Source organism: Fictibacillus sp. 5RED26 (genome assembly GCF_015903895.1).
In the GTDB taxonomy this organism is placed as follows: Bacteria; Bacillota; Bacilli; order Bacillales; family Fictibacillaceae; genus Fictibacillus; species Fictibacillus phosphorivorans.
The window spans coordinates 85,186-106,861 of sequence record NZ_JACZDU010000003.1; the positions used below are offsets into that span (position 1 = coordinate 85,186).

The following is a 21,676-nucleotide window of genomic DNA, read 5'->3' on the forward strand; positions in this document are numbered from 1 at the left end:
CTAACAACCTCCTAAAGGGACTCCAGGCATCATCTTTACTGCACCCATCTTATACTTTTGATGAAATCTATTGTCATAGTATCTCAGTTCTTCGCCATTCTCCTGAAACGGAGTCATGATATACACTGTTTCTACTACTGTTTCATCATTGAAGATGTTCCTTATGCCATCCCTGTATTTGTGCATTTCACCTAGTGCGTTTCCGATGTTACCAGGCACTCGATATTTTGGATCATAGATAAATAGTTTTTCTCCGTGTTGGATGACAATATCAGGTATCATACGCTGTGTGAACGTATAATAGAGTGCTTTTGTGTTTGGAGCTGCAGTATCTGGATTTCTATATTGAAACACACGTTGAAAAGTGATGGTATCACCATTCTTAAGTTTCACTGTGCTTTCTTTGTTTTCTGCCAATGTTAAAAAGATACCGTCAGAAGTTGTTTTGTAAAGTTGTGAGGTATCTGTAAGGGTCCCGCTATTTCTGGCTTGTTTGATCAGCTGCATGTAGCACCACATTTCATATAATGAAAATGTATCTTTTAAAGGAAGGTCATAATCAAAACCGATTTCATATTTCTGGTGCTTATACAGTTTTTCAAACCATGTGTTCCATTTCCGGTAAATCGGATGTTTCCTCAGTTTTTGTGTGATGGTTACCTGGCCATTATGAGGTTTGACTCCTTCTAAACAGGGATGGTTAAGCCAAAACATCACTTTATTTCTTAGCTTATCTGCTTCTTTTTTTAATGTACCATTAGCATAATCGCGATATAAGGAAAGAAGATGTCTTAGTTCAAGAAGATGTTTTTTTACTAAACGATTTTCATAGATGTCATTCGTTTCTTGACGCTTCGAAGTCCAAATCTGTTTAGGAATAAGTTGATTTGCTCTTCCTTGATTCCTCTCCAACCAAAGTGATGTTGATGCATTAACCTGTTGGATTTTTTCACGGTTAATCATTTTACTTTCTTGTTTAAGGACAGACAAGGGATGACTGTTAATCTTCTGAAATAACAGGGTCAGCTCACGAAAGCCTCTTTTTATATATGACCATTGTGTCCAGGACAAGGCACGATCTCTTCCACTTGTATTGAACCCTTTATCTAAGCCGCTGAAATCAAAGCAAACTGCCGCTTCCTCTAAAATATCTCTCAGCATGATTTCATACTGCTCGTTCGTCATTTTTCTTTCATCTGTATAGATATAAGTATTAAAAGGAGAACCATTAATTTCTATAACCACTTCACCTGACTGAAAAGGTGTCTGAATGCTCCCTTTAACTCCAGTCTCAGTTGGAACAAAAGGAAGTGGCATCCCGTTAAATAGGACTACGGGATTGTTATCTCTCTCTAGCTTCCATTCATAAGTCGTTGCCTCTCTTAAATAAGCTTCTTCAATCGTAAGCCAGCCTTCTTCATTTGACTTGATGAAAAACTTAACGCCAGAACTGGGTTGCTCCATAACGTTCCAGCTCCTTTTCCATTCTAACGAGATGAGTATGTGATAGAGATTCTTCTCCAAAATGATTTAGACATTTGTTCCTTAACTCCGAAAGGAGGTCAGAAATCCGTTCATCACCTCTTAGCTTTGGCAGCACTTTTTCACTTATCACACGGTCTAATGCTTGCGATGAATCCAAACTATGCTCTTCAAGTTCTTTGTTTCTTATTAACTTTTGAATCATTTCGTTCATTGTTCTATATCCAAAGTGAAGTTCATATGATTTCAAATCGTCGTGTATGTCACGAAGAACGTCAAATTCGTGGCTGACCATCGATTTTACAGAGTAATCTAGTGTTGACCAAAATTTATTGAAATCCACATCTGATAATGTCATTACAAACGCACGATCCAATACCTTATCAGACAAACTGTGAGTCGTCTCATCCACATTAATCGTTCCCAAAACATATACGTTTGGTGGGATACTGATTTTCTGCGGAATTTCCATTACATCTTCTCTGTTATGAAGTAGAATTTCTTTCCGGGATTCAACAGCACTCAAATAATCGCTTAAATAATACTCAACTCGCGCTAGGTTCATTTCATCCAACACAATAAAATGAGGCTTGTCCCGTTCTTTTTGCGCAGAGAGAAGAACTTGTAAAAATTCCGTTTTTATATATTTTTTTTCAAACGAACTGTAGTAACCAAATAACGCTGTAGCGTCCATCCAATCTGGACGAACAGGTATGATGGTCAAGTATGGATTCTCAGATTCATAATCTAATCCATAAACGGCATTTGCATACAATCGGCAAAGTTGCGTTTTCCCCGTTCCAGAAATCCCATTTAAGATGACAAAGTGCTTGTCATCCAGTGCTGTAAGATTCAGGTGGAAGTCACGAATAATATCAATTGAAAAAGTAAACTGACTTTCAGCAAATGTTTCGTAAATATCCTTAAAGGAAAAGTTACTAACAAATTCCTCTTCTTCATTTGGAGTAATATCACTCTTGACTTCTTGACCAAGCTTGAGCCGTTCACTTGCAACAGCAAAAATAATACTAGCCTTTATTAAATCTTGTTTAAGATATAAAATTTCATTGTTAAATACGTTTGTCTCGTTATTATATGACCCCATGTAATACTTTGAGTCTTTCGTAGGAATACCGTGTTCTTCTAAGAGACTCATAGCTTTTATCAATATCGCAGAATTATCTTTCTTGTGGGCAGAAAACATTTTCCTTATCCACCATTCATTAACCGAGGAACCTAATAATTCTCGTGCATCCGTGTAAATATGAAAATGTCCCTCTAGATTAACAGCTATAACTTGATTAGGAGCATAATTTTGATCTCTATCTAAATAATAAAAATGACCCTTTGTAATTAATTGATTATTATCGTTTATTGCTATGGATTGCCTTCTAACTCTAGGCTTGTACCTTTCTGTTTTACCGAAAACGATGGAATATGATTGGTTTAATACTTGTATAGATCCCTCTTTTGTCCATTCGTTAGAAAACAAATCTAAAATATATTCAGCTTTGTTGCTTAATTCTTTTTCTTCTTTTAATAACTTACGTATTGGAGTAGTTTTTTCCCAGCATGATATTATTTTAGTATTTAAATCTACTTTATTGATTGTTCCTTCCAAAGGCATTTCAATTCCAAAATGAAAGAATGTGGTTTTTTTTTGTTTTTTAATTTCTGTAAATACAGAGTAAAAATCGTCCTTAGGAAATGACTCCTTTATATACCAAGTTCCCTGTGTTTGAACAAGGACGTCATCATCTAAACTCTCTACAGTAGGTATCATTCTACCTGTCTTCATTTCATACCAAACCGGGTAAAAGTCAGTATCAATAGAAATATGTAACTTTTTACTAACTCCATTAAACTCAAGAGTAATCAAGTTTACTTCTTGGTTACCAATCTTTTGATTTAAAGCTATATAATATTTTTTACCTATTGATGAATTTTTTTTTGCTTCTTCATTCTTAGGATTTTTGGCGTCATGATAAGTTGTATTTAAAGTAACTGAATAATCTTTTATATAACGATCATCAGTTAAAAGGTTATTTTCTTCACAAAATTTATCAAAAAACGGTTTTATCTCTACGTGAATATTATCTAATACATTACGGCATCTTTTTGAAGTATCCTCTTCATTAAAGATAGCTTGATAGTTTGAAAGATCGAATGTAGTTGTAGACGTGTCATTCACCATTATTCCAGTTCCTTTCTCTATAAAATAAACTAATTCTATTCATCATTTATCCTTATCTGGTAAGCATTTAACTGATACTGTTACCTCGATACTACTCTTATTATATAATAAATAATTTGTAATATTTTCCATATTTTATTATTCTATTAATATACATAATAGTTAACTGTTTATAGGAAAGGGTTGCAGGAACATTTCTAAAAGGATTTCTTTCTTTTTTAACAAAAAGAACAATACAATACACCAATACAAAGTGTTTTACTTTCTCCTCAGAAAATATCCTTATACCAACCAAATCAGCATGAACTTCAAAGAATAATAGATTCACCATTTCCGGATGGGAAAGCTCCTGTTTATGTTTATTTTGTGTGCAAGAGCATTTGAACGGAACTTTTAAAATTCGAAAGTCAAAACATATAGAAAAACGTATGAATGTCTTTGGTGTAAAGTTACCATTTAAGAATGAACTCATTTATCTAATTAAGACCGGTAATCATCATCAAACAGAAGTGGCTTTTCACAAACATTTTTCTCATAAACGGCTAGAAGGCGAATGGTTTCAGTTAAACCAAGATAATATCACTTGGGTAAAGGAACAAAATTACACGAATGAAATATATAATTCTATTCATTCAAAGCCATTAAATGTGTTAACAAGATATTCTAATTCAGATGAAATTTACTTAACACCTAAACAAATTGACTACGCCAAATCAATGGTAAGCAAACTAGATAAATATGAGCTTGTTATCCATGATGCTGAACTTACTAAAAAAGACCTTGATCGCCTAGTAATGTATTTTAAGTTTAAAAATAAAGGAATACTTGTTAATTTAGTTAAAGAAGGTATTTTAAAAGAAAAAGTAACTACATAATTTTCAAAAGATGACTAATTTGGAAGCCTTTCTTGTTTACGCATTCAACCACTCACTTATATGTACATTTAACAGCTCACCCTGCTCAATCTGCAAATTATGCCCCGCAACATCCAAAACCGAAAAAGAAGCCCTCGGATACTTATCAAGTAAGTTATAAACATCCTTATAACCTGTAACATGGTCCTGCCTACCTGTTATAAACACACAAGGTTTCTCAAACACTTCTTGGTCGATTTTAAACGTATATCCATAAGCTCCTGAGATTTTCTCCAAGAACGCTGAATCCGCGATCTTCAATCCAACTACCACTTCATCCCTATACCGTTTCCACGTGTATTCATTTAACTTCACATGAATGCCTTTGAAATCTTCTCTTTCTTCTTCTGTTAATGTGGCTAGGAAATCCTGATCAACTTCGATGTTCGTTTGTTCTGGCAATGTTCGGTCACTGTGATCCGGTAGAATCATCGGACAGATAAATGCTGCACCTAAAACCCGCTCGGGGATCTTCGCAATGATGCCTCTTATGATATAACCACCGTACGATTGACCGGCTAGTAGGAAGTATTGGTCTGGTAATAACGTATCAATGAACTGAATGACTGCTTCTAGCATCTCATCCGAGTTTTGAATCGAATCATAGTCTTTCGTCTGCCCCATTCCTGGCAGGTCGATATAGATGCGTCTGTATCCATCCCTCTCCTGAAAGATCGGTTCCATGCAGCCTTTCATCAGGCGGTGATCCGGGTAGAACCCGTGAATCATTACGATCGGTGTTCCATTTCCGAATTCTTCATAATAGATGTTGGCTTTCTGTACTTGGCAATACGACATATTTCAACACTCCTTCTCTAAAGGGGGTTCTATGTTATTGAAGAAATTCCTTCTATTTGGGATATAAACGAATATCATATAGGTGTTGTGTTAAAATGGAAAAAGAAAATAAACGGGGAGGGCTATCTCTGAAGAACTATTTGATTCGATTGTTATTTGGGATATTGACTGGCTTCGTTACGTATGGAATTCTAGTAATGTTTGATTTATATGAAGGTGAGAGTTCAAACCTAATCATAGTACTTTCTATAATATGTGGTGGATGGTTTGGGTGGTATGTGTATCGTAATTGGGCGTCTAAAAAACATTGAATGTAAGCAAGTGAAAGATGAAGAATTGAAGGAGCGTTTTGTTTGAAAGCTTATTTTATCCGGTTAGCGTTTAGCATCATGTCGATGGTCATCATTTATGGGATATTCTTTTTATTAGGATGGCACACGAAGAATTTTGCACCTTTCATCATCCTGCCGCTTGGTTTAGCGGGTGGTTATGGTGCGCTATATGTGTATAAAATGATTCAAGAAGCAAAAGCGAAGGGACAACTGTAAAGAAAAGGGACAGGTCGGAAGTCATCGTAACTTCTAACCTGTCCTTTTCTATTATGATGACTTCTTTTCAGGTTTTAGCTAGTGAGCAAGCCGCACATTTTCCTTGCTTGCTTTTTGCTTATAATTACTAATTCCCTTTTAATAGCCAAATTCAATTGTGATAAAATGGAATTATCATTATTTTCTTATTTTGGTGAATTTATCAATTCAATTACAGTGTTATAGGATGTGAACTGTTTGTATTACGATGTAATCATAATTGGTGGTGGGCAAGCAGGCCTTTGTATGGGGTATTATCTACAAGGTTCTAATCTCTCTTTTATCATATTGGAAGCAGCTGTGGAAGTTGGTTCGGCTTGGAGAAATAGATACGATTCTTTAAAATTGTTTACCCCTCGATATTTTAGTTCTTTACCAGGGTTAAATCTTAGCGGTAATCCTAATGATTACCCCACTAAGGATGAAATTGCTGATTATTTGTCTTTGTATGCGAAAACATTCTCGTTACCTATTCAAACAAACTGTAGTGTTAAGAGCTTAACTACATACGAGGAAGGATTTAAAGTGACCACTACTAAAGGGGAACTCACTGCTGGTAAAGTGGTTGTGGCTACAGGTCCTTTTCAAAGTCCACTTGTTCCAAACATATCGCGTTCCTTATCAGATGTTGCATTACAATTACATTCCTCAACATATAAAAATCCTAAGCAATTACAAGAGGGTTCAGTTTTAGTAGTAGGCGGAGGCAATTCGGGTGCACAAATAGCTGTAGAATTGTCTAAAGAAAGAGAAGTAACTTTATCGATAGGGCATAAGCTCAAGTTTTTGCCACAAGACATTGGTAAGAAGAGTATATTTTGGTACTTCAATAAATTCGGAATATATTCTGCAAGTTATAAAAGTATAAGAGGTGCTTTTGTAAAAAATCAACCTGATCCAATTTTCGGAATGGAATTAAAAAAACGAATAAATACCGGTCAAATAAAATTAAAACCAAGAACTGTTTCAGGAGTAAACGATACTATTACGTTCGAAGATAATAGCTCGTTAAGAGTCAATAATATTGTTTGGTCTACTGGGTTTAAAATGGATTATAGTTGGATAAAAATTTCAGAAGCATTTAATCCCAAAGGAATGCCTTTACATGAAAGAGGCATTTCCCCTATTAACGGACTCTACTTCTTAGGTCTTCCGTGGCAATACAGTAGAGGTTCTGGATTAGTCGCTGGAGTAGGACCAGATGCTAATTACTTATTTCACAAAATGAATAACCAATCTATAATAAAAAAGAAGACTTTCTAAGGAGTAAAGTCTTCTTTTGTTAACCTCTAGAATCATTAATTCTATTTTTGACAGTTTGTACAATAAAATGATTTGTGTGAAGAATGATCCACTCTCTCAATCGACCCTCCACATCTCGGACATTCCTCTCCTTCTCGCTCATACACATAGGTATTCTCGCTGTAGCTCCCAGTCTTTGTATCTCCTTCATACATCGAAAAATCCATGTAACCGCCAAATTGAACAGCTCTTGAAAGAACAGGTTTGATGCTATCATACAAACGGATTTTCTCCTCATCAGAAAGGTCACTTGCTTTTCGTAACGGATGTAACCTCGCTTGAAAGCAAATTTCATCAGAATAACAGTTTCCGATTCCAGCGATAAAGGATTGGTCGACTAACAATGGTTTGAGTGCCCCTTTTTTCGGTTCTAACCTCTGTAAAAACTCATCCTGCTGCATTTCAAATGGTTCTGGACCAAGATCACTCAGTTTTTCGTCTAGTTCATTCTGATTCAGTAAGTGTAAATATCCGAGTCGAAGACCAATAAAATTCAGTTCTAGCTCTCCAAAGGACAGAATAATTTGTTTCGTTCAATCTGGACTGTTTTTTGACGTTCCAAGAAACATCAGTCCTCCAAGCATCAAATGAAGCAGCAGAAACTGTCCTGAACTTAGCTCAAAGATCAGATGTTTTGCTCTTCTTTTTACGAAAGTGATATTGGATCCTTTTACAGCATCAATAAATGATTGAACCTCGGTGTTGATTGACTTTTTTCTGTTGATTTCTACATTCGTTATCGGCTTATGTAAGATATTATGATTTAAAAACTCGCGATACGTTTCCATCTCTGGTAACTCAGGCAATGGTTCCAACTCCTTTAATTCTAGTCTCTCTTGTTAGTATTAAGTGGGTTGGATAAATTATGTAAATAAAAAAAGCTTGGTCAACATGACCAGCTTTGTTTAATGCAATAGATTATATCCAATCGTTTCTGTGTTTACGAATAAAATCAATGTCCTCTAGGTAATGGGCCAGATGCCCTTCGTCTATCATTTTTTGAAAAGCTAAGTCACCTTCACTCGCTTTTCTATCAATGGTTTTGCACAACCCTTTTAACCTGAGCAGCACCATCTCCAAATAATTGGGGTCCACTTCCTCACCATACCCCTCAAAAAATAATTGAACTCTCGCTTTCATTCGTTCTGCATGCTGGCTACGATTGTAATTTACGGTTGTACCTGTTTCATCTAAATAAAATCTGCTTAAAGGCACACACGTGTAAAGCGTATACGCGATGTCCCAAAGCCTTGGACCAGGTCCTGCTACATCAAAATCAATAATGCCAGCAGGTCGTTCTTGATCAAAAATAATGTTATAAATGGCAAAATCATTATGACAAAGCACTTCATAAGGCTGAGGTGTGTGATCGATCGGGTGCCAACCTTCTTCTATAGGGAAATCACTTACCGCATCATGATATAGTCGAAGCATGTTAGCTATATCTTTTATCACTTCATTTGACCACATATATTCCTTTAAGGGATAATTCCCCGCTTCTCCTTCTATAAAGGAAAGCTTTTCTCTCCCTTGTTCATCAATACCTAGTAACTGTGGTGCATACTTATATTCTTTATTTTCTAGATGCTTCAATAGCTTATGAATTTTGGCGCTATTGGGTTTCAGATCTCGTCGGACCGTATTCCCTAGACGAATTACATTTGAAATATTTCCTCCAGTTAGTAATTCTTCTTTTTCAAAGTTAGACATTTACGAAGCCCCCATTGTATAGAAAAGTGCATTTTTATGAAAGAACTACAAGTCCTGCTTATAAACGATTCCGTACTCTAAATAAACTTTTAATAAGGTTAACGCTTCTCCCCAACCTGCCGCACATCCAATGCAAGCATTTAAGTCTTTCTCAGAATTCGTATATCCAGATTCATTAAGGGTTACCATTGTACCGTCTTTATAGGGCTCAAGATTAATGGTTACCGTTGAACTTTGTTCTCCTGGTGACCATTGGAACACAAATTTCTGGTTTGGAACAGCTTCGAGTATTCTACCTCCATCTTCTATCGTTACTTGTTCACTACCGAAGTTTGTCCACCTCATGCGAATTTCTCCAGTCCCATCTGGATTGATCTCTAAAGATGTGTCGTCCGTAAACCAAGCATTCCAACCTTGGGCTGTTGAAATAGTATGATAAACGTCTTCTAATGGTACTTTCATATAGGTTTTATGGTTGATTTCTGGCATTTTCTCTATCCTCCGTACACTTGGCCATCTTTGGAATTCTTCTGAAGTTCTCGTACGCTCCAAACAATCTCTCCGTCCTCGTCCCACGTACTGTGGTGTCGTTCAAAACTAAGCTTTTCTAGCACCCGGAAGGATGCAGCATTCCAAGCGCGTACTGTCGACCAAAGCTTGCTACGGCCTGTTGCAACGGCAGCATCTACGATTACGGATGCCGCTTCAGTCGCATATCCATTACCGTGAACTCTTCGGAACAACTCGTATGCAATTTCCGGTTCTTCAAGCGACGAACGGCCAATAATTAACCCACAGTATCCGATATAATCACCTTCATCTCGACGTCGAATAGTGAGTAAGGCAATCCCGCTTTCTGATGCTCGGTTTCGTAAAGTGGTGATATTTTCATGAGCAGTTTCCATAGTCGGCATCCCTTTGCCCCGTTCGGCAACGAGTTCTCTATACCAAGGGGCATCCGAATCCTTCCAAAGACTCAGGATCAGTCGATCAGTTTCCATCTCAAACATCATAGGTTTAAATGTAGCTGTCATCTTAGGTGCAACCTCCTAAACTGATAGTTTTAATCTATGAATGATCCACCGCGTACTTGTTTACTTTTGCCATCTCAGAACTACTTAACATCAATTACAAATGTATACGATACTTCACCATTAGACCATTTGGCTAATACCTCATAGATGTACCGACCTTTACTTGACGGAACAGATAAATTATTGTTTTTTAATAAGACTTCTTTATCTCTATCGTTTTCATACCAATGATAAACGGAAATCTTAGGATGATCTTGAATCTCGATATGAATGTTAGCGCTCGGTTTCACACTGATGGCATTAAAAGCTTCAGCAATCTGGGATGGCGATGCCGCATCCGTTGTTACAGCTTCGGTTTCTGACCCTTTTTTTCTTTCCCATTTATAATTTCCTGATTTCATTTCATATTTATTTCCGTTAACATTAACGAATCCCTTCATATCTGGAGGGAAGTCATCATTCATATGATTTGCTGCTTGCTGATCATTTCCATCTGTCGAAATCGAGCAACCAGTTATGCAGAATGAGAATATTATTATTGCTATTATTAGATGTAATAATTTCAAATACAGTCCTCTTTGAGATTTGACGTTATAAGAAAATACACGTGATTTTTCGCTTGGGATATATTAAAAGCCATTGTTTTGGAAGAGTAATTTCGGTAAATATAAGACTATAATGAAAATGAAAGCGATTATTATCATAAACCAAAATATCTTATTCGTACTCACCTTTACAAACCTTCTTTCTGTTTTAGAATTACTATGTCGTCAAAACTCATAAATGCTCAATGGACTACTCTTTACCCAATGTTTGAGCATAATGCAAGTTTTTGATCGAGTTCATACTTCTGACGCAGATGATGGCGAAAATGCATGCCGACAAGAGATAACCACTCTTGTGCATTCAGCCACCCAAATCCACCATGCTTCATTTTGCAGTTGGGGTTTATCTCTTCTACTTTCAATTCCAAGTCTTTCATTCTATTCATTAATTGATCGAGCTCTAACATAATCACTTCTTTACTTTTAGTATTGTCTGGCGGGGCATCTAGTTCTTCAGGTAATTTGATTTTAATAGGAGGAAATCCACCAATGTTAAATAGATATTCTCCGAATTCAGATTTACCCTGATGTTGCTCTTCAACAGCTTTCTCACAATCTTCTACACTATCCAAATACTCATGAGCAACAACAATCAAATGGTCATACATTTGACCGATCGACCAAACCCTATGCTCAGGTATATGCCTTAATTGCTCTTGTGAATAGTTTTGTAAAAAGCTTTTATAGGTTTCAATTAACTTCAGATCACTCATGTTTATAACCTCCGTTTCATAACCATAATTTCATAGGGTACTTGAATAGCCTTATCCTTAACTTCAATAAAAACAGCACTTCTCCTCCTTGAAGAAATGCTCCGTTTGTTTGTGTGTATATCAAAAGTTCATCGTCAAATATATTGTCTTCATAATATTGCATTAAAGCACCTTTATCCTGTGTGAGCAAAAACTAGTTAATTGATTCTTCTGTCTCCCTGATAATCCACCATTTCTTGTTAATTAATCTCCAATTTTCTATGGTAAATAATCGTGCTAATACTTCTTCATTTTTAACAATTATTTGTTCATAGAACACAACAGCATTTTGGTTATCTTTTAGTCGAATGACTCTATTTTCAAACCTCTTATTTGCACCTAAAAAATGTCGAACTGATTGTTCCATACCATTTATAGCTTCTTGTTTGGTGAAAAAAATTGGTTTCTCGTTATTATTATTAAAAAAAGCTACATAATAATCTTCCGTCATTCTTACTACTGACGTTGTGTTACCTGAGATCATGGCAGAATTCCATTCAAGGATAAATTCATCGTGCATTTTGGTAAATTCATTTAAGTGGTTTTGTGCAGGCATTTTCAAACCTCACTCTTATTATTTTATTCATCTAAAATTATAACATATTTTCCCATTTCTCTTTATCCAAATACTTGAGCAGCAATTGCATATAACTCTTGGTTCCTATTTGGCATTGTGCTTGAATTCTTCATCATTATGGGAGGATCATTAACTTTATTAAAACCACATGTATGTAAGAAAGTCATAAAATCATGTTGACCTGATGGCACATCAATCCTAAGCTTTCCATGATGGTTGCTCGCTAACTCTTTCATGATAGAAGCGGCTGTTTTAAAGTCTGGTGCTACAATCGGTCCTACAATTAGATTTATAGGGCCTTGTACAGATAGACCAAAACCAATAATATGGCTGTTTTGATTTTTCACAACGATACATTGTTTACATTGTTCAATTCGATTGAGCAGAAATTTGCTTCTCTGATCACCAAAGGCAGCTGCGTCTACTTCCATCATTTGATGAAAATCCTCTACTTTGTAAGTCTCTAATGTAAATTCATTACTAACTTCAAACGATTCGGAGACAAAATTTTCACACAAAAACTTATGTACAACATCTACCGTTCTAAAGCCTAAGCTTTCATATAAAGTTTTCCCTTCATCCGTTGATATTAGCATGATGGATGTCTTTTTAGAGACGCTAGCCATACATTGTTGAGTAACTGCCTTTCCTAATCCGAGCCCCCTATAATCTGAATGTACGATGACCATACCGATTGAGGCTAGATTGGTATCGTATGGAATGATTGCAGCACTTGTAACGATTTTACCTTCAGGAGTTTTATGCCCATGGATCTTTCCTGATGACAGAATCGTTTTTATTTCGTGATCATCATAGTCCCATCCAACAGATGAAGAAAGTTCGATTAGACTTGAAACATCATTATCATTAAGTTGCTCTGCTTTTAATACAACTCTATCTTCCGTAAACATGGAGTAGCCTCCTATTACAGTTGTACCCTTATTATAGATGATAATCGTTTGGGTTCGACAAGGATTATATTTCGCACATAACGAAAAAAATCGAACTTGCTGTTAGCCACAACAAGCTCGATTCTTTCTATTCGCTATCTAACTGATATTCCATCTTTACATCACGGTAAGATGATAACGTGTATTGCGTTTGGTAGATAAACTTGTCTGTATTCGTACTGTGCGTGAGAGGATGATAACTTAACGTCCATCCGTATAGATGCGACGTTTCAGATAGCGGCTCACTACGAAGTGCATCCAGTTCTTTCTGTTCATTCACTTCAAATACCGCAAACCCACCAAGTGGCTTAGTCGCAAAATGCTCATGGTAGATGATCTTACCGAACTCTTGATTACTTATCCAATTGTTTAATGAACGATTCGCCTCAATCGCTCTTGCCCCTGCTGGTGCAAAGCCATATACAAGATAACACCTTGACTTAAAACTCATGTGAATCCCTCCTCTATCCTTCATTATGGATAAGCGAAGAAAGGAATTCATTGCATATCGTGCTCAATCATACCGCAATTTTTGATAGTATAGAAGATGGAAGGATGTGGAGTCGTTGGGATTTCATCTTAAGCTCGATCATATCAAGATTCTATACATCGAAGGCTCGAATTGGGGAGACCAACCTCATTCTCATGAAGATGTTTATCAAATCTCTGTGCCGCTTACAGGAGAGATGATTACAGACCTGAACCAAACAACATTAGCACTGAAAGAAGGAGAGGCAATCGTCACGAATCCTCTATCCCTTCACGCTCATCAGTTTGATAATGTTCCATCTTCAATGTTTTTGATCGGATTAGATCGTCAATCACTAAACGCTTGGAACAATGTCAATTTAACAGAAGAGATCACTTTTATAGAGAAGCAAACAATCTCTCCAAATGTTATCAAAAAACAAGTGAAACAGTGGTTTGATCAATATCTCTTTCAAAGTCATGAAGATACGTGTAAGAAAGATATAGAGAACGAGGCATTTCATTTTTTTACGTCCTTTTTTAGAGGAAGTCATTCAACAGCTATGAAACACCAGAGCAATGGCCATTACATGACTCATGTACTCGACTATATTCATACAAACTATTATGAAACCATTTCTGTAGATACGCTCGCAATGATCGCGAACCAAAGTAAATATCACTTTATGCGAAGCTTTAAAAACTATACGCATCTCTCTCCTCATCAATATCTTATACGAACGAGGATCGAGCGAAGTAAAGAATTACTCACAACAACTACTCGATCACTTTTAGATATCAGCTATGAAGTTGGATTTAACAACCCTAGTCAGTTTCACCGAAATTTTGTGAATGTCATAGGCTGCACGCCGTTACAGTATAGGATGAATCATTAGGCAACTCTTTACTTTTCAGTTAAAACTTTCTGACTTGATTGACTATAATTGATTAATTTACTATTAAAATTCCCACTCATTAAACTGTATAAGGAGAAGTATTTATATGGAGATTATATTGGACAACTTAGTCGAAGCCAAGCGTCAACTAGACTCAACGATTCACAAACTAAAAGAAACCGTTAAAACGCTAGAAGGGAAAGAAAATCCAAATCGGTATAAATCTCAGATCACCTTAGCGCAAAGACGTATAGAAGCGTTCGAACTGTCTGTGTTCCTCATTGACAGAGAAATTCGTGATCTGAGCGAAAATAGCTAATATCTTCTGCAACAAAAAAAGGACCCTTAGTGAAAAGGTCCTTTTTTGATTCTTCAGTGTTTGTTCGTTTTTTTTAAAATCTTCGCTACTCCTGAGCAGTTCCATTGTCTAATCGATTGCGTAAAGCACAGCTTTGAGGCTCTGAAACCATTCGAACACTTTCTACCCTGTTTCTACAGAGTTTTCTCCAAGCGCTATCATTATGATATTTAGCCCAATTGCATCTGCTGCACATTTCTCCTCTTGACTGACCTTCAGTCTGACGAAGTTTTACTTTTTTGTGACAGCCACATTCATGATGTTGACGTTCAACACGGTGGTGACATCCGCAAGAATGATGACCTGAATTATTTCCAATCCAACCCATAACTAATCCCCCCTTAGTTCCCGAAGGTATACCTTCGATTATGATATTCTATGAAATTCAACTGAAAGTGCTTGTACACCTATCACAGTGCCTATTCGATCTTGCTATATAAAAGAAAAAAAGGCGTTAACCCACTTCGGATTAACGCTCCCTATATAACAGTTAGGATAATTAGTTGTTTATTACCTTGTTAATAAATTCTGTCTTTCCTTCTGTATATCTTTCACGGTCATTATTATATTCTTGTGCTAAATGACTTTTTAAAATAGCGTATTCATTCACAAGGTGTGGGTTAGTTCTTAACTTATCTCTGAATGTAAGTAATTGATCCCATCGTTCTTCTCCTTCTAACATTAGATGTAAATGTGCTACTCGTTTGTCGTGTTCCACTTTCACAAAGAATCTTCGCCAAGGCTGTTTGTCTAGTTCCGGAGGTACATAATGCCAATCGTGTGCGTTTAGCTTTTCCGCTATTCTATTGATAAACTCCAATGAAGGAATCGTAGCCATTAAATCGATAATTGGTTTTGCTGGCAAGTTAGGTATAGATGTACTTCCAATATGTTTCACCTGGTTAACACCAAATGCTGAAAGTAGATTGGCAAGGTCTTCTCTTTCCCGAATACCTTTTTCCTTCCAGTTAGAATCTGGTTTTTTTACCTCAATTTTTTCATAAGCCCACACTGGAATGTTTTCATTATCGTTACCCATATTCAAACCACCTCTTATATGCCTTTACAATAGTGCTTCTTTTTATAATAAGTTCCATATAAAAAAGCGTTAATCCTTCTCGAATTAACGCACATGTATCTATGCAGTTTGCTAAATAATGCTCAGTTCACCTTCAGTAAGAAAAGCTCACTGTCTTTTACTTGTACCCCTCCACATTAGCTGGCTTTCCTGCCTCGACGACTTCTACCAAATATCGAAAACAATCAGGCTGTGAGCCATCTAAATCATAAAAGTCATATTTCTTAGCGAGGTCTCCGCTAGAGAATGATTGTCCATTTAGTTCATGGCGGTTCTCATCCATCGCTAATGCAGCTACGGCTCGTCCAACAAAACGAGGTGTTTCAGATATGGCAAAATGCGCATCTTTTTCAATTCCATCTTGCCAATTTTCTTCTGTCACCCCAAATACTTCAAGCATGATTTCTGAACGCATCCAGCCAGGTGACACGGAAACCGCTGTACATTTATACGGTGACAGTTCGTGTGACAGCGCTTTTGCCATTCGGTTAACTGACGTTTTAGCTAAATCGTAAAACATGGACACTCTGTAATTGTTCTCATTGTATTCTTTAGTCCCATCTGTCATTTCGATCACAAGTCCCCCTTCGTTCTTAATCAACAAGGGAAGCGCGTAATGACTAGTTACGAGATGAGTATCTACAGCGAGTCGTAGCATGCGCAACCCCTTTTCAAGGGAATGCTGCCACACAGGTGTACTCCATTCAATTAAATTTTCTCCACCCCAGATATCGTTCACTAAAATATCTAATCTACCTTGTTCCTTTTCAATACATTTTACTAACGCTTCAACCTGTTCTGCAACAAGATGATCCACTTGAACCGGGATTCCAATGCCACCTAATTCATTTACTAATTCTGCCGTTTCTTCAATGGTTTCTGGACGGTTGTATTCTGAAACTTCCTTACGTGTCGTTCTGCCCGTGATATACACTGTAGCTCCTGCTGCTCCCAATTCCATCGCAATCCCGCGTCCTGCTCCTCGTGTTCCTCCAGCTACTAGTGCAATTTTTCCTTCTAAAGGTTTCATTTGCATTCACTCCCTTTTTGATCTATCTTTAGTTTAACCTTTAAAGTTGACATCCAATGTCATATTAAAAAAAACAGGAGTAAATAGATGAGAGCAGACCGTTTGATCAGCATCTTATTGCTGCTTCAGAATCATGGAAAGATGACAACAAAGGCATTAGCCAGCGAATTAGAAGTAACAGAGCGAACGATTCACCGTGACATGGAAGCGTTAAGTGTTGCTGGGATACCTGTACTAGCTGAACGCGGCAAACATGGTGGATGGCGGCTTGTTGATCAGTACAGGACGAAATTGACAGGACTAAAAGACAGCGAGCTAAAAACGTTATTTCTTTCTCCTTCTTATCAGCTACTAAGTGATCTCGGGTTTTCAAAGGACTGGAAAGAAGCACGACAAAAGTTGTTAGCCGCTCTCCCAAACTCCCTTCAATCACAAGCGGATAACTTATGGAACAGAATCCATATCGATATAGATCCGTGGAAACAATCCCAACACGAAACGATTGCCCTTAATCTGCTACAGCAAGCTCTATGGGAAGATCGAAAAATACGTATTGCCTATGAAAAAGCAAACAAGGAATCATCAGACAGAATCGTAGAACCATTAGGGCTCGTCGCAAAAGGGCGCACATGGTACTTGGTTGCGGTATCTGATAAAGATATTAAGAATTTTAGAGTGTCCCGAATCAAGTCTGTAGAATTAACGTACGAATCCTTTGTCCGGCCAGGTAACTTTCAACTAGCTGATTATTGGAACGAATCAAAACAAAATTTTGTTAAGAATCTACCTATTTTTGAAGTAGAGGTGGAAGCTTCTCCAGCGATTATTCAACGGATATCTTATAGCGGACGCTTTGCACAAGTAGTGAGCAAAGGCTCACCGAATGGCAACGGATGGATTCCTGTAAAACTTACGTTTGATACAGAGCAAGAAGCTGCGTCATACATTATCGGATTTGGTGATCAAATGAAAATCGTTTCTCCTCACTCAATGATTGAATCTGTTAAGAAAATTGGAGAATCTGCATTATCTCTATATAATTAAGGACTAAACTCTGTAAGTTAACGAGTTTACTTAAAGCAAAAACGTTATTAAACAAGAGAATCTCAAATTAAATAGTAATCTAAAAAGCACTGCAAATGAACTCACCCCTAAATAGGGATTCAGTTTAAGCAGTGCTTTTTACAGCATTTTGAAAACCCCCGTTAATGGGGGATAGGTACGATGCACATATTCATTTCTTCTAAAAAATGAATATTAACTGTAATAACAATATTATTACCATTTTAGTTCAACTAATATTTATCAGTTTATCCTATTTGTTGTTAAATATAGGAAGGTGAATTGTAAAAATATGTAGAAATATATAGATAAATGGAAAATTTAGTAGGTGATAATAATATGCGAAGAGTTGTAGTGACAGGTATGGGAGCTATCACTCCCCTTGGTAATTCGGTCGAGGAGACTTGGAATAAACTAATTCACGGAGAGTCCGGAATCGGAAAACTTACTCGTTTTGACTCAACCACATTTTCCGCAAAAACGGCAGCAGAAGTTAAAGATTTTAGCCTTTCAAACTATATTCAGGTTAACGAAAGACATCGTATGGATCGGTTCACTGAATACGCCGTCGCGTCTTCTATAATGGCCATTCAGGATGCAAACGTGAAACCGGGTAAGACGGTTCATGAAGAACGTGTTGGCGTATCATTCGGTACAGCAATTGGGGGTATCGAAAGTTTTGAAAATACCTATAAAGACCTGCAGAACGGAGGGTATCAAAATCTTTATCCCTTTTCTACAACAACGGTTATTTCAAATATGGCAGCAAGCCAAGTCGCCATTGCAATTGGAGCTAAAGGGATTAACACGTGTGTCGTACTATCTTGTGCTTCTGGTTCAAATGCGATAGGAGATGCCTTTCGAGCGATTCAGCGAGGCGATGCAGAAGTGATAGTGGCTGGAGGTTCTGAAGCCTCACTCACTCCCCTTGGAATCGGAGCGTTCTGTGCAATGGGAGCTATATCCACTAATCCTGACCCTGAACATGCTTGCAGACCTTTTGATAAGAACAGAGATGGCTTAGTGATGGGAGAAGGTGCAGGAGCAATCGTGTTGGAATCCCTTGATACAGCATTGAGTCGGCAAGCAAAGATTTATGGTGAAATCGTAGGTTACTCAACTGTTTCAGATGCTTATCATATTACGAGCCCCGCTCCAGGCGGTGAAGGTGCAGTTCGAGCTATGAATGGTGCATTATCAGAATCCTGCTTGGCGCTTGAAGAAATTGAGTACATTAACGCACATGGAACGAGTACAACTTATAATGATAGATTTGAAACAGAAGCCATTAAAAGCTTCTTAAGGAAAAGGGCTTACGATGTTCCGATTAGTTCCACTAAATCTATGACAGGTCACATGATGGGTGCTGCAGGTGCAGTTGAAGCCATCTTTACTCTTCTTGCTATTGAAACGGGAATAATTCCGCCGACTGTTAATCTACATACTCCTGATGAAGCATGCGATTTGGATTATGTACCAAACGAAGCCCGGGAAACCACGATAAAAGCAGCAATTAGTAACGCACTTGGCTTTGGTGGACACAACACCGCTCTACTTTTCAAAAAGTTTGAAGGTCGACTATAAAGGAGAGATCAGTAATTCAACTCGTTAGAAATTATGGCATAGTATTCGTTTACTCAAGTTTGTTTTTTCTTAGTATTATCTTATTTTCAAACAGGTGGTACACCTGGGGAGCGTTTTCTGTGTTATCGTTGTTCCTACTTTATACAACAAACTCTAAATATCGTTCCACCTTATCCCTATTCATCTTCTTTTCGTTAGGGTTGACTTTGTATATTTTAGGAATGGATTTAATTGCCCAGTTGGGACTTTCCATAGAAACAAAGATTATCTTAAATAGAAGTTTACTATTATTTATAGTCATAGGAGCAGGCATCTCTTTAAAACTCACTAAACAAAAAGTGAATCTTTTTACAGTGATGCCGAACTGGAATGGTCGAATCGTATTTCCTCATCATACGATTAAAACTCTAACCTTTTTTGTGTTTGGAATGCTTGGATCAACGACAATCTTTTTACCTCTTTTATTTGTAGAGAACACAAGCTTAACGCGATCACTTCTTATATTTGCACTGTTCTTTTCACTGATCAATGCTGTTCTAGAGGAAATACTTTGGAGAGGAATATTGTTGTCTTCTCTAAAAGAATACGTCTCTACCTTTTATGCTGTCCTCATTACTAGTATCGGATTCGGTCTGTTACATCTATCTATTGGAATTCCACTTGTCATGAGTCTGCTGTTTTCGTTTGGAGGACTTTTTTATGCTTTTATTGTCTTAAAGACAAATAGTATATATCCTGCCATCGTGTTTCATTTTGTCATAAACATAGGTATGGTTCTTAACGGTTGGATTTTATAAATTTGTTTTAAAAGGAAAGGTTCTTGCCTCAAACTCTAAAACAGAAGTCTAAATATAAACAAATATAAAGAGTACCCGACTTGCGGTACTCTTCTATTCATTATCTACCAGTTTCCTTAAATGCGTACTTATAAAGGGTTCTGAAGTAAACAAAAAGAAAAATAAAAACGATCAATGAGGAAAATATGAATTCATCATTTGAATGAATCCGTAAATATTTCTCTCGTGAAACCATAAACATAAAACCAATCGTGTAGAGAAGGTCAAATACAAAGAAAACTTTCCAAAAGCTCTTTCGAAAGATTACTTTTCTGTAAACATATCCGTAGATACCTAAAAGACCTATCACTATTATGATAAGATCCATCAACTCACGGAAATTGCTCATATCAATCCACAGAACGTTGTACGTGGAAATCAACAAGAAAAACCAAAAGTATATCTTCAAATATGCACCTCTTTCTTCAGGTTCTAGAGAGATTATCCATCATATACCTTTGGTAGCGTTTTGGTTCATGTGTTTAAATAATTTGTTATTTATCTAAAGAAGAGTAAACGTTTATTGAAAGTAACGATTCGTATGTAATTGTATTAAGAGAGACCGATAAAGCAATCGGCGGTATCGGGCTCGTTGGCAGAACAACGAATGCTGAACCCAGATTTTTTGAAAAGATTTGTTCTCCAAACTGTAAAAAAGCATAATAAAGTTTAGCTTTATAAGTTTGTACTTTCCGATAATTCCAAACTTAAAGGGATTTCCGTGATTGGAAATCCCTTTTAATAAGCATCTATATATCACATAATATAACCAGGTCCATCAAGTAATGATTTCTTCAAAAAATAAAAACAGATATGAGAATAATACTAAACACATTAGCAATAAAATGTGAGATCGTACTTATCCAAGCATTGTTCGTTTTATAAAAAATAACACCATAAATCACACTGTTAATGAAAATAAAGACAATATCGTAACTGACGATAACAGCACTACCAACGGCGAAATGGCCGAGCGAGAATATGATTGAAGTCAAAATGATCGTGGGAATGATAGGTATATACTTACTTAATTGCTTTTGGAAGAAAGCACGCCATGCAATTTCTTCCCCTAATGCTAAAATAGCAAGCTGTAAGACGAGTACCACTAGTTTATCAAATGATATTACAAACTCTGTTCTACTATGAATATGGTCAATGAATTCTGGGAGAAAAAGAGCTGCTAAAGTAAAGCAAATAATGTTCATCACTAAAGGTAAAGCAATCCAAAGCCATATTGTTTTCTGTTTTACATATGTACGTATAACTTTTATGTCTAAACCATCAGAATCTCTCTTATCAAATTTTCTATGGATAAAGAAAAACGTAATTCCCACAATCACAGATAACCCTGCAATATTAACCCCAACAAGATTAGAAAATGAAACAATCGTCATAACGATCAATGCCACAAGACTTATACTCTTGTTTGAATTCAAATCTTTGATCTCCTATCCCTTAC

The 21,676-nt window shown here is 36.7% G+C and carries 23 protein-coding genes and 1 pseudogene; 8 read left to right on the top strand and 16 right to left on the bottom strand.

Features of this window, described 5'->3' with window-relative positions; genetic code table 11:
- Together IHV10_RS13130 and IHV10_RS13135 are read right to left on the bottom strand one after the other, a co-directional pair.
- Entirely contained in the window at positions 1-1,464 is a 1,464-nt protein-coding gene (locus tag IHV10_RS13130; protein WP_197130304.1) for a DUF2357 domain-containing protein, read from the bottom strand.
- A complete protein-coding gene (locus tag IHV10_RS13135) occupies positions 1,439-3,676 on the bottom strand; it encodes an McrB family protein (RefSeq protein WP_197130306.1) in 2,238 nt (745 codons plus the stop codon). The genes IHV10_RS13130 and IHV10_RS13135 overlap by 26 nt, the downstream gene beginning before the upstream one ends.
- A 380-nt stretch (positions 3,677-4,056) precedes the next feature.
- Between IHV10_RS13135 and IHV10_RS13140 the strand changes: the two genes are divergently transcribed.
- Positions 4,057-4,551, top strand: coding sequence for a GIY-YIG nuclease family protein (locus IHV10_RS13140; RefSeq protein ID WP_197130308.1), 495 nt, complete (start codon positions 4,057-4,059; stop codon positions 4,549-4,551).
- Between the two features lie 36 nt (positions 4,552-4,587).
- Here the strand turns inward: IHV10_RS13140 and IHV10_RS13145 are convergent, their stop codons facing one another.
- A complete protein-coding gene (locus IHV10_RS13145) occupies positions 4,588-5,388 on the bottom strand; it encodes an alpha/beta fold hydrolase (RefSeq protein WP_197130310.1) in 801 nt (266 codons plus the stop codon).
- A 353-nt stretch (positions 5,389-5,741) separates the two neighbouring features.
- Between IHV10_RS13145 and IHV10_RS13150 the strand changes: the two genes are divergently transcribed.
- Positions 5,742-5,936, top strand: coding sequence for a hypothetical protein (locus tag IHV10_RS13150; protein ID WP_197130311.1), 195 nt, complete (start codon positions 5,742-5,744; stop codon positions 5,934-5,936).
- Positions 5,937-6,173: 237 nt separating this feature from the next.
- The gene (locus tag IHV10_RS13155) at positions 6,174-7,238 is read left to right on the top strand and encodes a flavin-containing monooxygenase (RefSeq protein ID WP_197130313.1); all 1,065 of its coding nucleotides are present in this window, start codon (positions 6,174-6,176) and stop codon (positions 7,236-7,238) included.
- A gap of 41 nt (positions 7,239-7,279) precedes the next feature.
- Here the strand turns inward: IHV10_RS13155 and mutM are convergent.
- The 9 genes and pseudogenes from mutM to IHV10_RS13200 form a co-directional block, all read right to left on the bottom strand.
- A pseudogene (gene mutM / locus IHV10_RS13160) lies at positions 7,280-8,083 on the bottom strand (DNA-formamidopyrimidine glycosylase).
- Positions 8,084-8,195: 112 nt separating this feature from the next.
- Positions 8,196-8,987, bottom strand: coding sequence for a phosphotransferase (locus tag IHV10_RS13165; RefSeq protein WP_197130316.1), 792 nt, complete (start codon positions 8,985-8,987; stop codon positions 8,196-8,198).
- 45 nt (positions 8,988-9,032) lie between these two features.
- Complete coding sequence (locus IHV10_RS13170; RefSeq protein ID WP_197130319.1) at positions 9,033-9,476, bottom strand: SRPBCC family protein; 444 nt, start codon at positions 9,474-9,476, stop codon at positions 9,033-9,035.
- A gap of 5 nt (positions 9,477-9,481) precedes the next feature.
- Positions 9,482-10,021 carry a GNAT family N-acetyltransferase gene (locus IHV10_RS13175; RefSeq protein WP_197130322.1) on the bottom strand — a complete coding sequence of 180 codons (540 nt, stop codon included), beginning with the start codon at positions 10,019-10,021 and terminating at the stop codon, positions 9,482-9,484.
- Between the two features lie 80 nt (positions 10,022-10,101).
- The gene (locus IHV10_RS13180) at positions 10,102-10,587 is read right to left on the bottom strand and encodes a hypothetical protein (protein ID WP_197130325.1); all 486 of its coding nucleotides are present in this window, start codon (positions 10,585-10,587) and stop codon (positions 10,102-10,104) included.
- 236 nt (positions 10,588-10,823) lie between these two features.
- Positions 10,824-11,339, bottom strand: coding sequence for a DinB family protein (locus tag IHV10_RS13185; protein WP_197130327.1), 516 nt, complete (start codon positions 11,337-11,339; stop codon positions 10,824-10,826).
- Between the two features lie 193 nt (positions 11,340-11,532).
- Entirely contained in the window at positions 11,533-11,934 is a 402-nt protein-coding gene (locus IHV10_RS13190) for a hypothetical protein (protein WP_197130330.1), read from the bottom strand.
- 62 nt (positions 11,935-11,996) lie between these two features.
- Complete coding sequence (locus tag IHV10_RS13195) at positions 11,997-12,866, bottom strand: GNAT family N-acetyltransferase (protein WP_197130332.1); 870 nt, start codon at positions 12,864-12,866, stop codon at positions 11,997-11,999.
- 127 nt (positions 12,867-12,993) lie between these two features.
- Positions 12,994-13,356, bottom strand: coding sequence for a hypothetical protein (locus IHV10_RS13200; protein WP_197130334.1), 363 nt, complete (start codon positions 13,354-13,356; stop codon positions 12,994-12,996).
- 115 nt (positions 13,357-13,471) lie between these two features.
- On the opposite strand from IHV10_RS13200, the gene IHV10_RS13205 reads away from it, so the two are divergent.
- Both IHV10_RS13205 and IHV10_RS13210 read left to right on the top strand, forming a co-directional pair.
- Positions 13,472-14,269: a helix-turn-helix domain-containing protein gene (locus IHV10_RS13205; protein ID WP_197130336.1), complete on the top strand. Its 798-nt coding sequence runs from the start codon at positions 13,472-13,474 to the stop codon at positions 14,267-14,269.
- A 106-nt stretch (positions 14,270-14,375) separates the two neighbouring features.
- Positions 14,376-14,588 carry a hypothetical protein gene (locus IHV10_RS13210; protein ID WP_197130338.1) on the top strand — a complete coding sequence of 71 codons (213 nt, stop codon included), beginning with the start codon at positions 14,376-14,378 and terminating at the stop codon, positions 14,586-14,588.
- Positions 14,589-14,673: 85 nt separating this feature from the next.
- Here IHV10_RS13210 and IHV10_RS13215 read toward each other — a convergent pair whose 3' ends face one another.
- The 3 genes from IHV10_RS13215 to IHV10_RS13225 form a co-directional block, all read right to left on the bottom strand.
- Positions 14,674-14,955 carry a hypothetical protein gene (locus tag IHV10_RS13215; protein ID WP_197130340.1) on the bottom strand — a complete coding sequence of 94 codons (282 nt, stop codon included), beginning with the start codon at positions 14,953-14,955 and terminating at the stop codon, positions 14,674-14,676.
- Positions 14,956-15,126: 171 nt separating this feature from the next.
- Positions 15,127-15,666 carry a GrpB family protein gene (locus IHV10_RS13220; RefSeq protein WP_370629668.1) on the bottom strand — a complete coding sequence of 180 codons (540 nt, stop codon included), beginning with the start codon at positions 15,664-15,666 and terminating at the stop codon, positions 15,127-15,129.
- A 157-nt stretch (positions 15,667-15,823) separates the two neighbouring features.
- Positions 15,824-16,735 (bottom strand): SDR family oxidoreductase, encoded by a 912-nt coding sequence (locus tag IHV10_RS13225; protein WP_197130346.1) that lies wholly within the window; start codon positions 16,733-16,735, stop codon positions 15,824-15,826.
- An 87-nt stretch (positions 16,736-16,822) separates the two neighbouring features.
- On the opposite strand from IHV10_RS13225, the gene IHV10_RS13230 reads away from it, so the two are divergent.
- From IHV10_RS13230 to IHV10_RS13240, 3 genes are all read left to right on the top strand, one after another.
- On the top strand, positions 16,823-17,779 hold the full coding sequence (locus IHV10_RS13230) for a helix-turn-helix transcriptional regulator (protein ID WP_197130349.1): 957 nt from the start codon (positions 16,823-16,825) through the stop codon (positions 17,777-17,779).
- Between the two features lie 357 nt (positions 17,780-18,136).
- Positions 18,137-19,381 (top strand): beta-ketoacyl-ACP synthase II, encoded by a 1,245-nt coding sequence (gene fabF, locus IHV10_RS13235; protein ID WP_197130352.1) that lies wholly within the window; start codon positions 18,137-18,139, stop codon positions 19,379-19,381.
- Between the two features lie 119 nt (positions 19,382-19,500).
- Positions 19,501-20,178: a CPBP family intramembrane glutamic endopeptidase gene (locus tag IHV10_RS13240; RefSeq protein WP_370629669.1), complete on the top strand. Its 678-nt coding sequence runs from the start codon at positions 19,501-19,503 to the stop codon at positions 20,176-20,178.
- A gap of 833 nt (positions 20,179-21,011) precedes the next feature.
- Here IHV10_RS13240 and IHV10_RS13245 read toward each other — a convergent pair.
- Complete coding sequence (locus IHV10_RS13245) at positions 21,012-21,653, bottom strand: CPBP family intramembrane glutamic endopeptidase (RefSeq protein ID WP_197130356.1); 642 nt, start codon at positions 21,651-21,653, stop codon at positions 21,012-21,014.
- Positions 21,654-21,676: the final 23 nt, after the last annotated feature.

Excerpts from the sequence above, each read along its gene's own strand:
- IHV10_RS13175 (WP_197130322.1), bottom strand. The coding sequence starts at position 10,021 with ATGACAGCTACATTTAAACCTATGATGTTTGAGATGGAAACTGATCGA.
- IHV10_RS13145 (WP_197130310.1), bottom strand. The coding sequence starts at position 5,388 with ATGTCGTATTGCCAAGTACAGAAAGCCAACATCTATTATGAAGAATTC.
- IHV10_RS13230 (WP_197130349.1), top strand. The coding sequence starts at position 16,823 with ATGAGAGCAGACCGTTTGATCAGCATCTTATTGCTGCTTCAGAATCAT.
- IHV10_RS13225 (WP_197130346.1), bottom strand. The coding sequence starts at position 16,735 with ATGAAACCTTTAGAAGGAAAAATTGCACTAGTAGCTGGAGGAACACGA.
- IHV10_RS13165 (WP_197130316.1), bottom strand. The coding sequence starts at position 8,987 with ATGTCTAACTTTGAAAAAGAAGAATTACTAACTGGAGGAAATATTTCA.
- IHV10_RS13210 (WP_197130338.1), top strand. The coding sequence starts at position 14,376 with ATGGAGATTATATTGGACAACTTAGTCGAAGCCAAGCGTCAACTAGAC.
- IHV10_RS13200 (WP_197130334.1), bottom strand. The coding sequence starts at position 13,356 with ATGAGTTTTAAGTCAAGGTGTTATCTTGTATATGGCTTTGCACCAGCA.
- IHV10_RS13215 (WP_197130340.1), bottom strand. The coding sequence starts at position 14,955 with ATGGGTTGGATTGGAAATAATTCAGGTCATCATTCTTGCGGATGTCAC.
- IHV10_RS13190 (WP_197130330.1), bottom strand. The coding sequence starts at position 11,934 with ATGCCTGCACAAAACCACTTAAATGAATTTACCAAAATGCACGATGAA.
- fabF (WP_197130352.1), top strand. The coding sequence starts at position 18,137 with ATGCGAAGAGTTGTAGTGACAGGTATGGGAGCTATCACTCCCCTTGGT.
- IHV10_RS13195 (WP_197130332.1), bottom strand. The coding sequence starts at position 12,866 with ATGTTTACGGAAGATAGAGTTGTATTAAAAGCAGAGCAACTTAATGAT.
- IHV10_RS13170 (WP_197130319.1), bottom strand. The coding sequence starts at position 9,476 with ATGCCAGAAATCAACCATAAAACCTATATGAAAGTACCATTAGAAGAC.
- IHV10_RS13220 (WP_370629668.1), bottom strand. The coding sequence starts at position 15,666 with ATGGGTAACGATAATGAAAACATTCCAGTGTGGGCTTATGAAAAAATT.
- IHV10_RS13130 (WP_197130304.1), bottom strand. The coding sequence starts at position 1,464 with ATGGAGCAACCCAGTTCTGGCGTTAAGTTTTTCATCAAGTCAAATGAA.
- IHV10_RS13185 (WP_197130327.1), bottom strand. The coding sequence starts at position 11,339 with ATGAGTGATCTGAAGTTAATTGAAACCTATAAAAGCTTTTTACAAAAC.
- IHV10_RS13135 (WP_197130306.1), bottom strand. The coding sequence starts at position 3,676 with ATGGTGAATGACACGTCTACAACTACATTCGATCTTTCAAACTATCAA.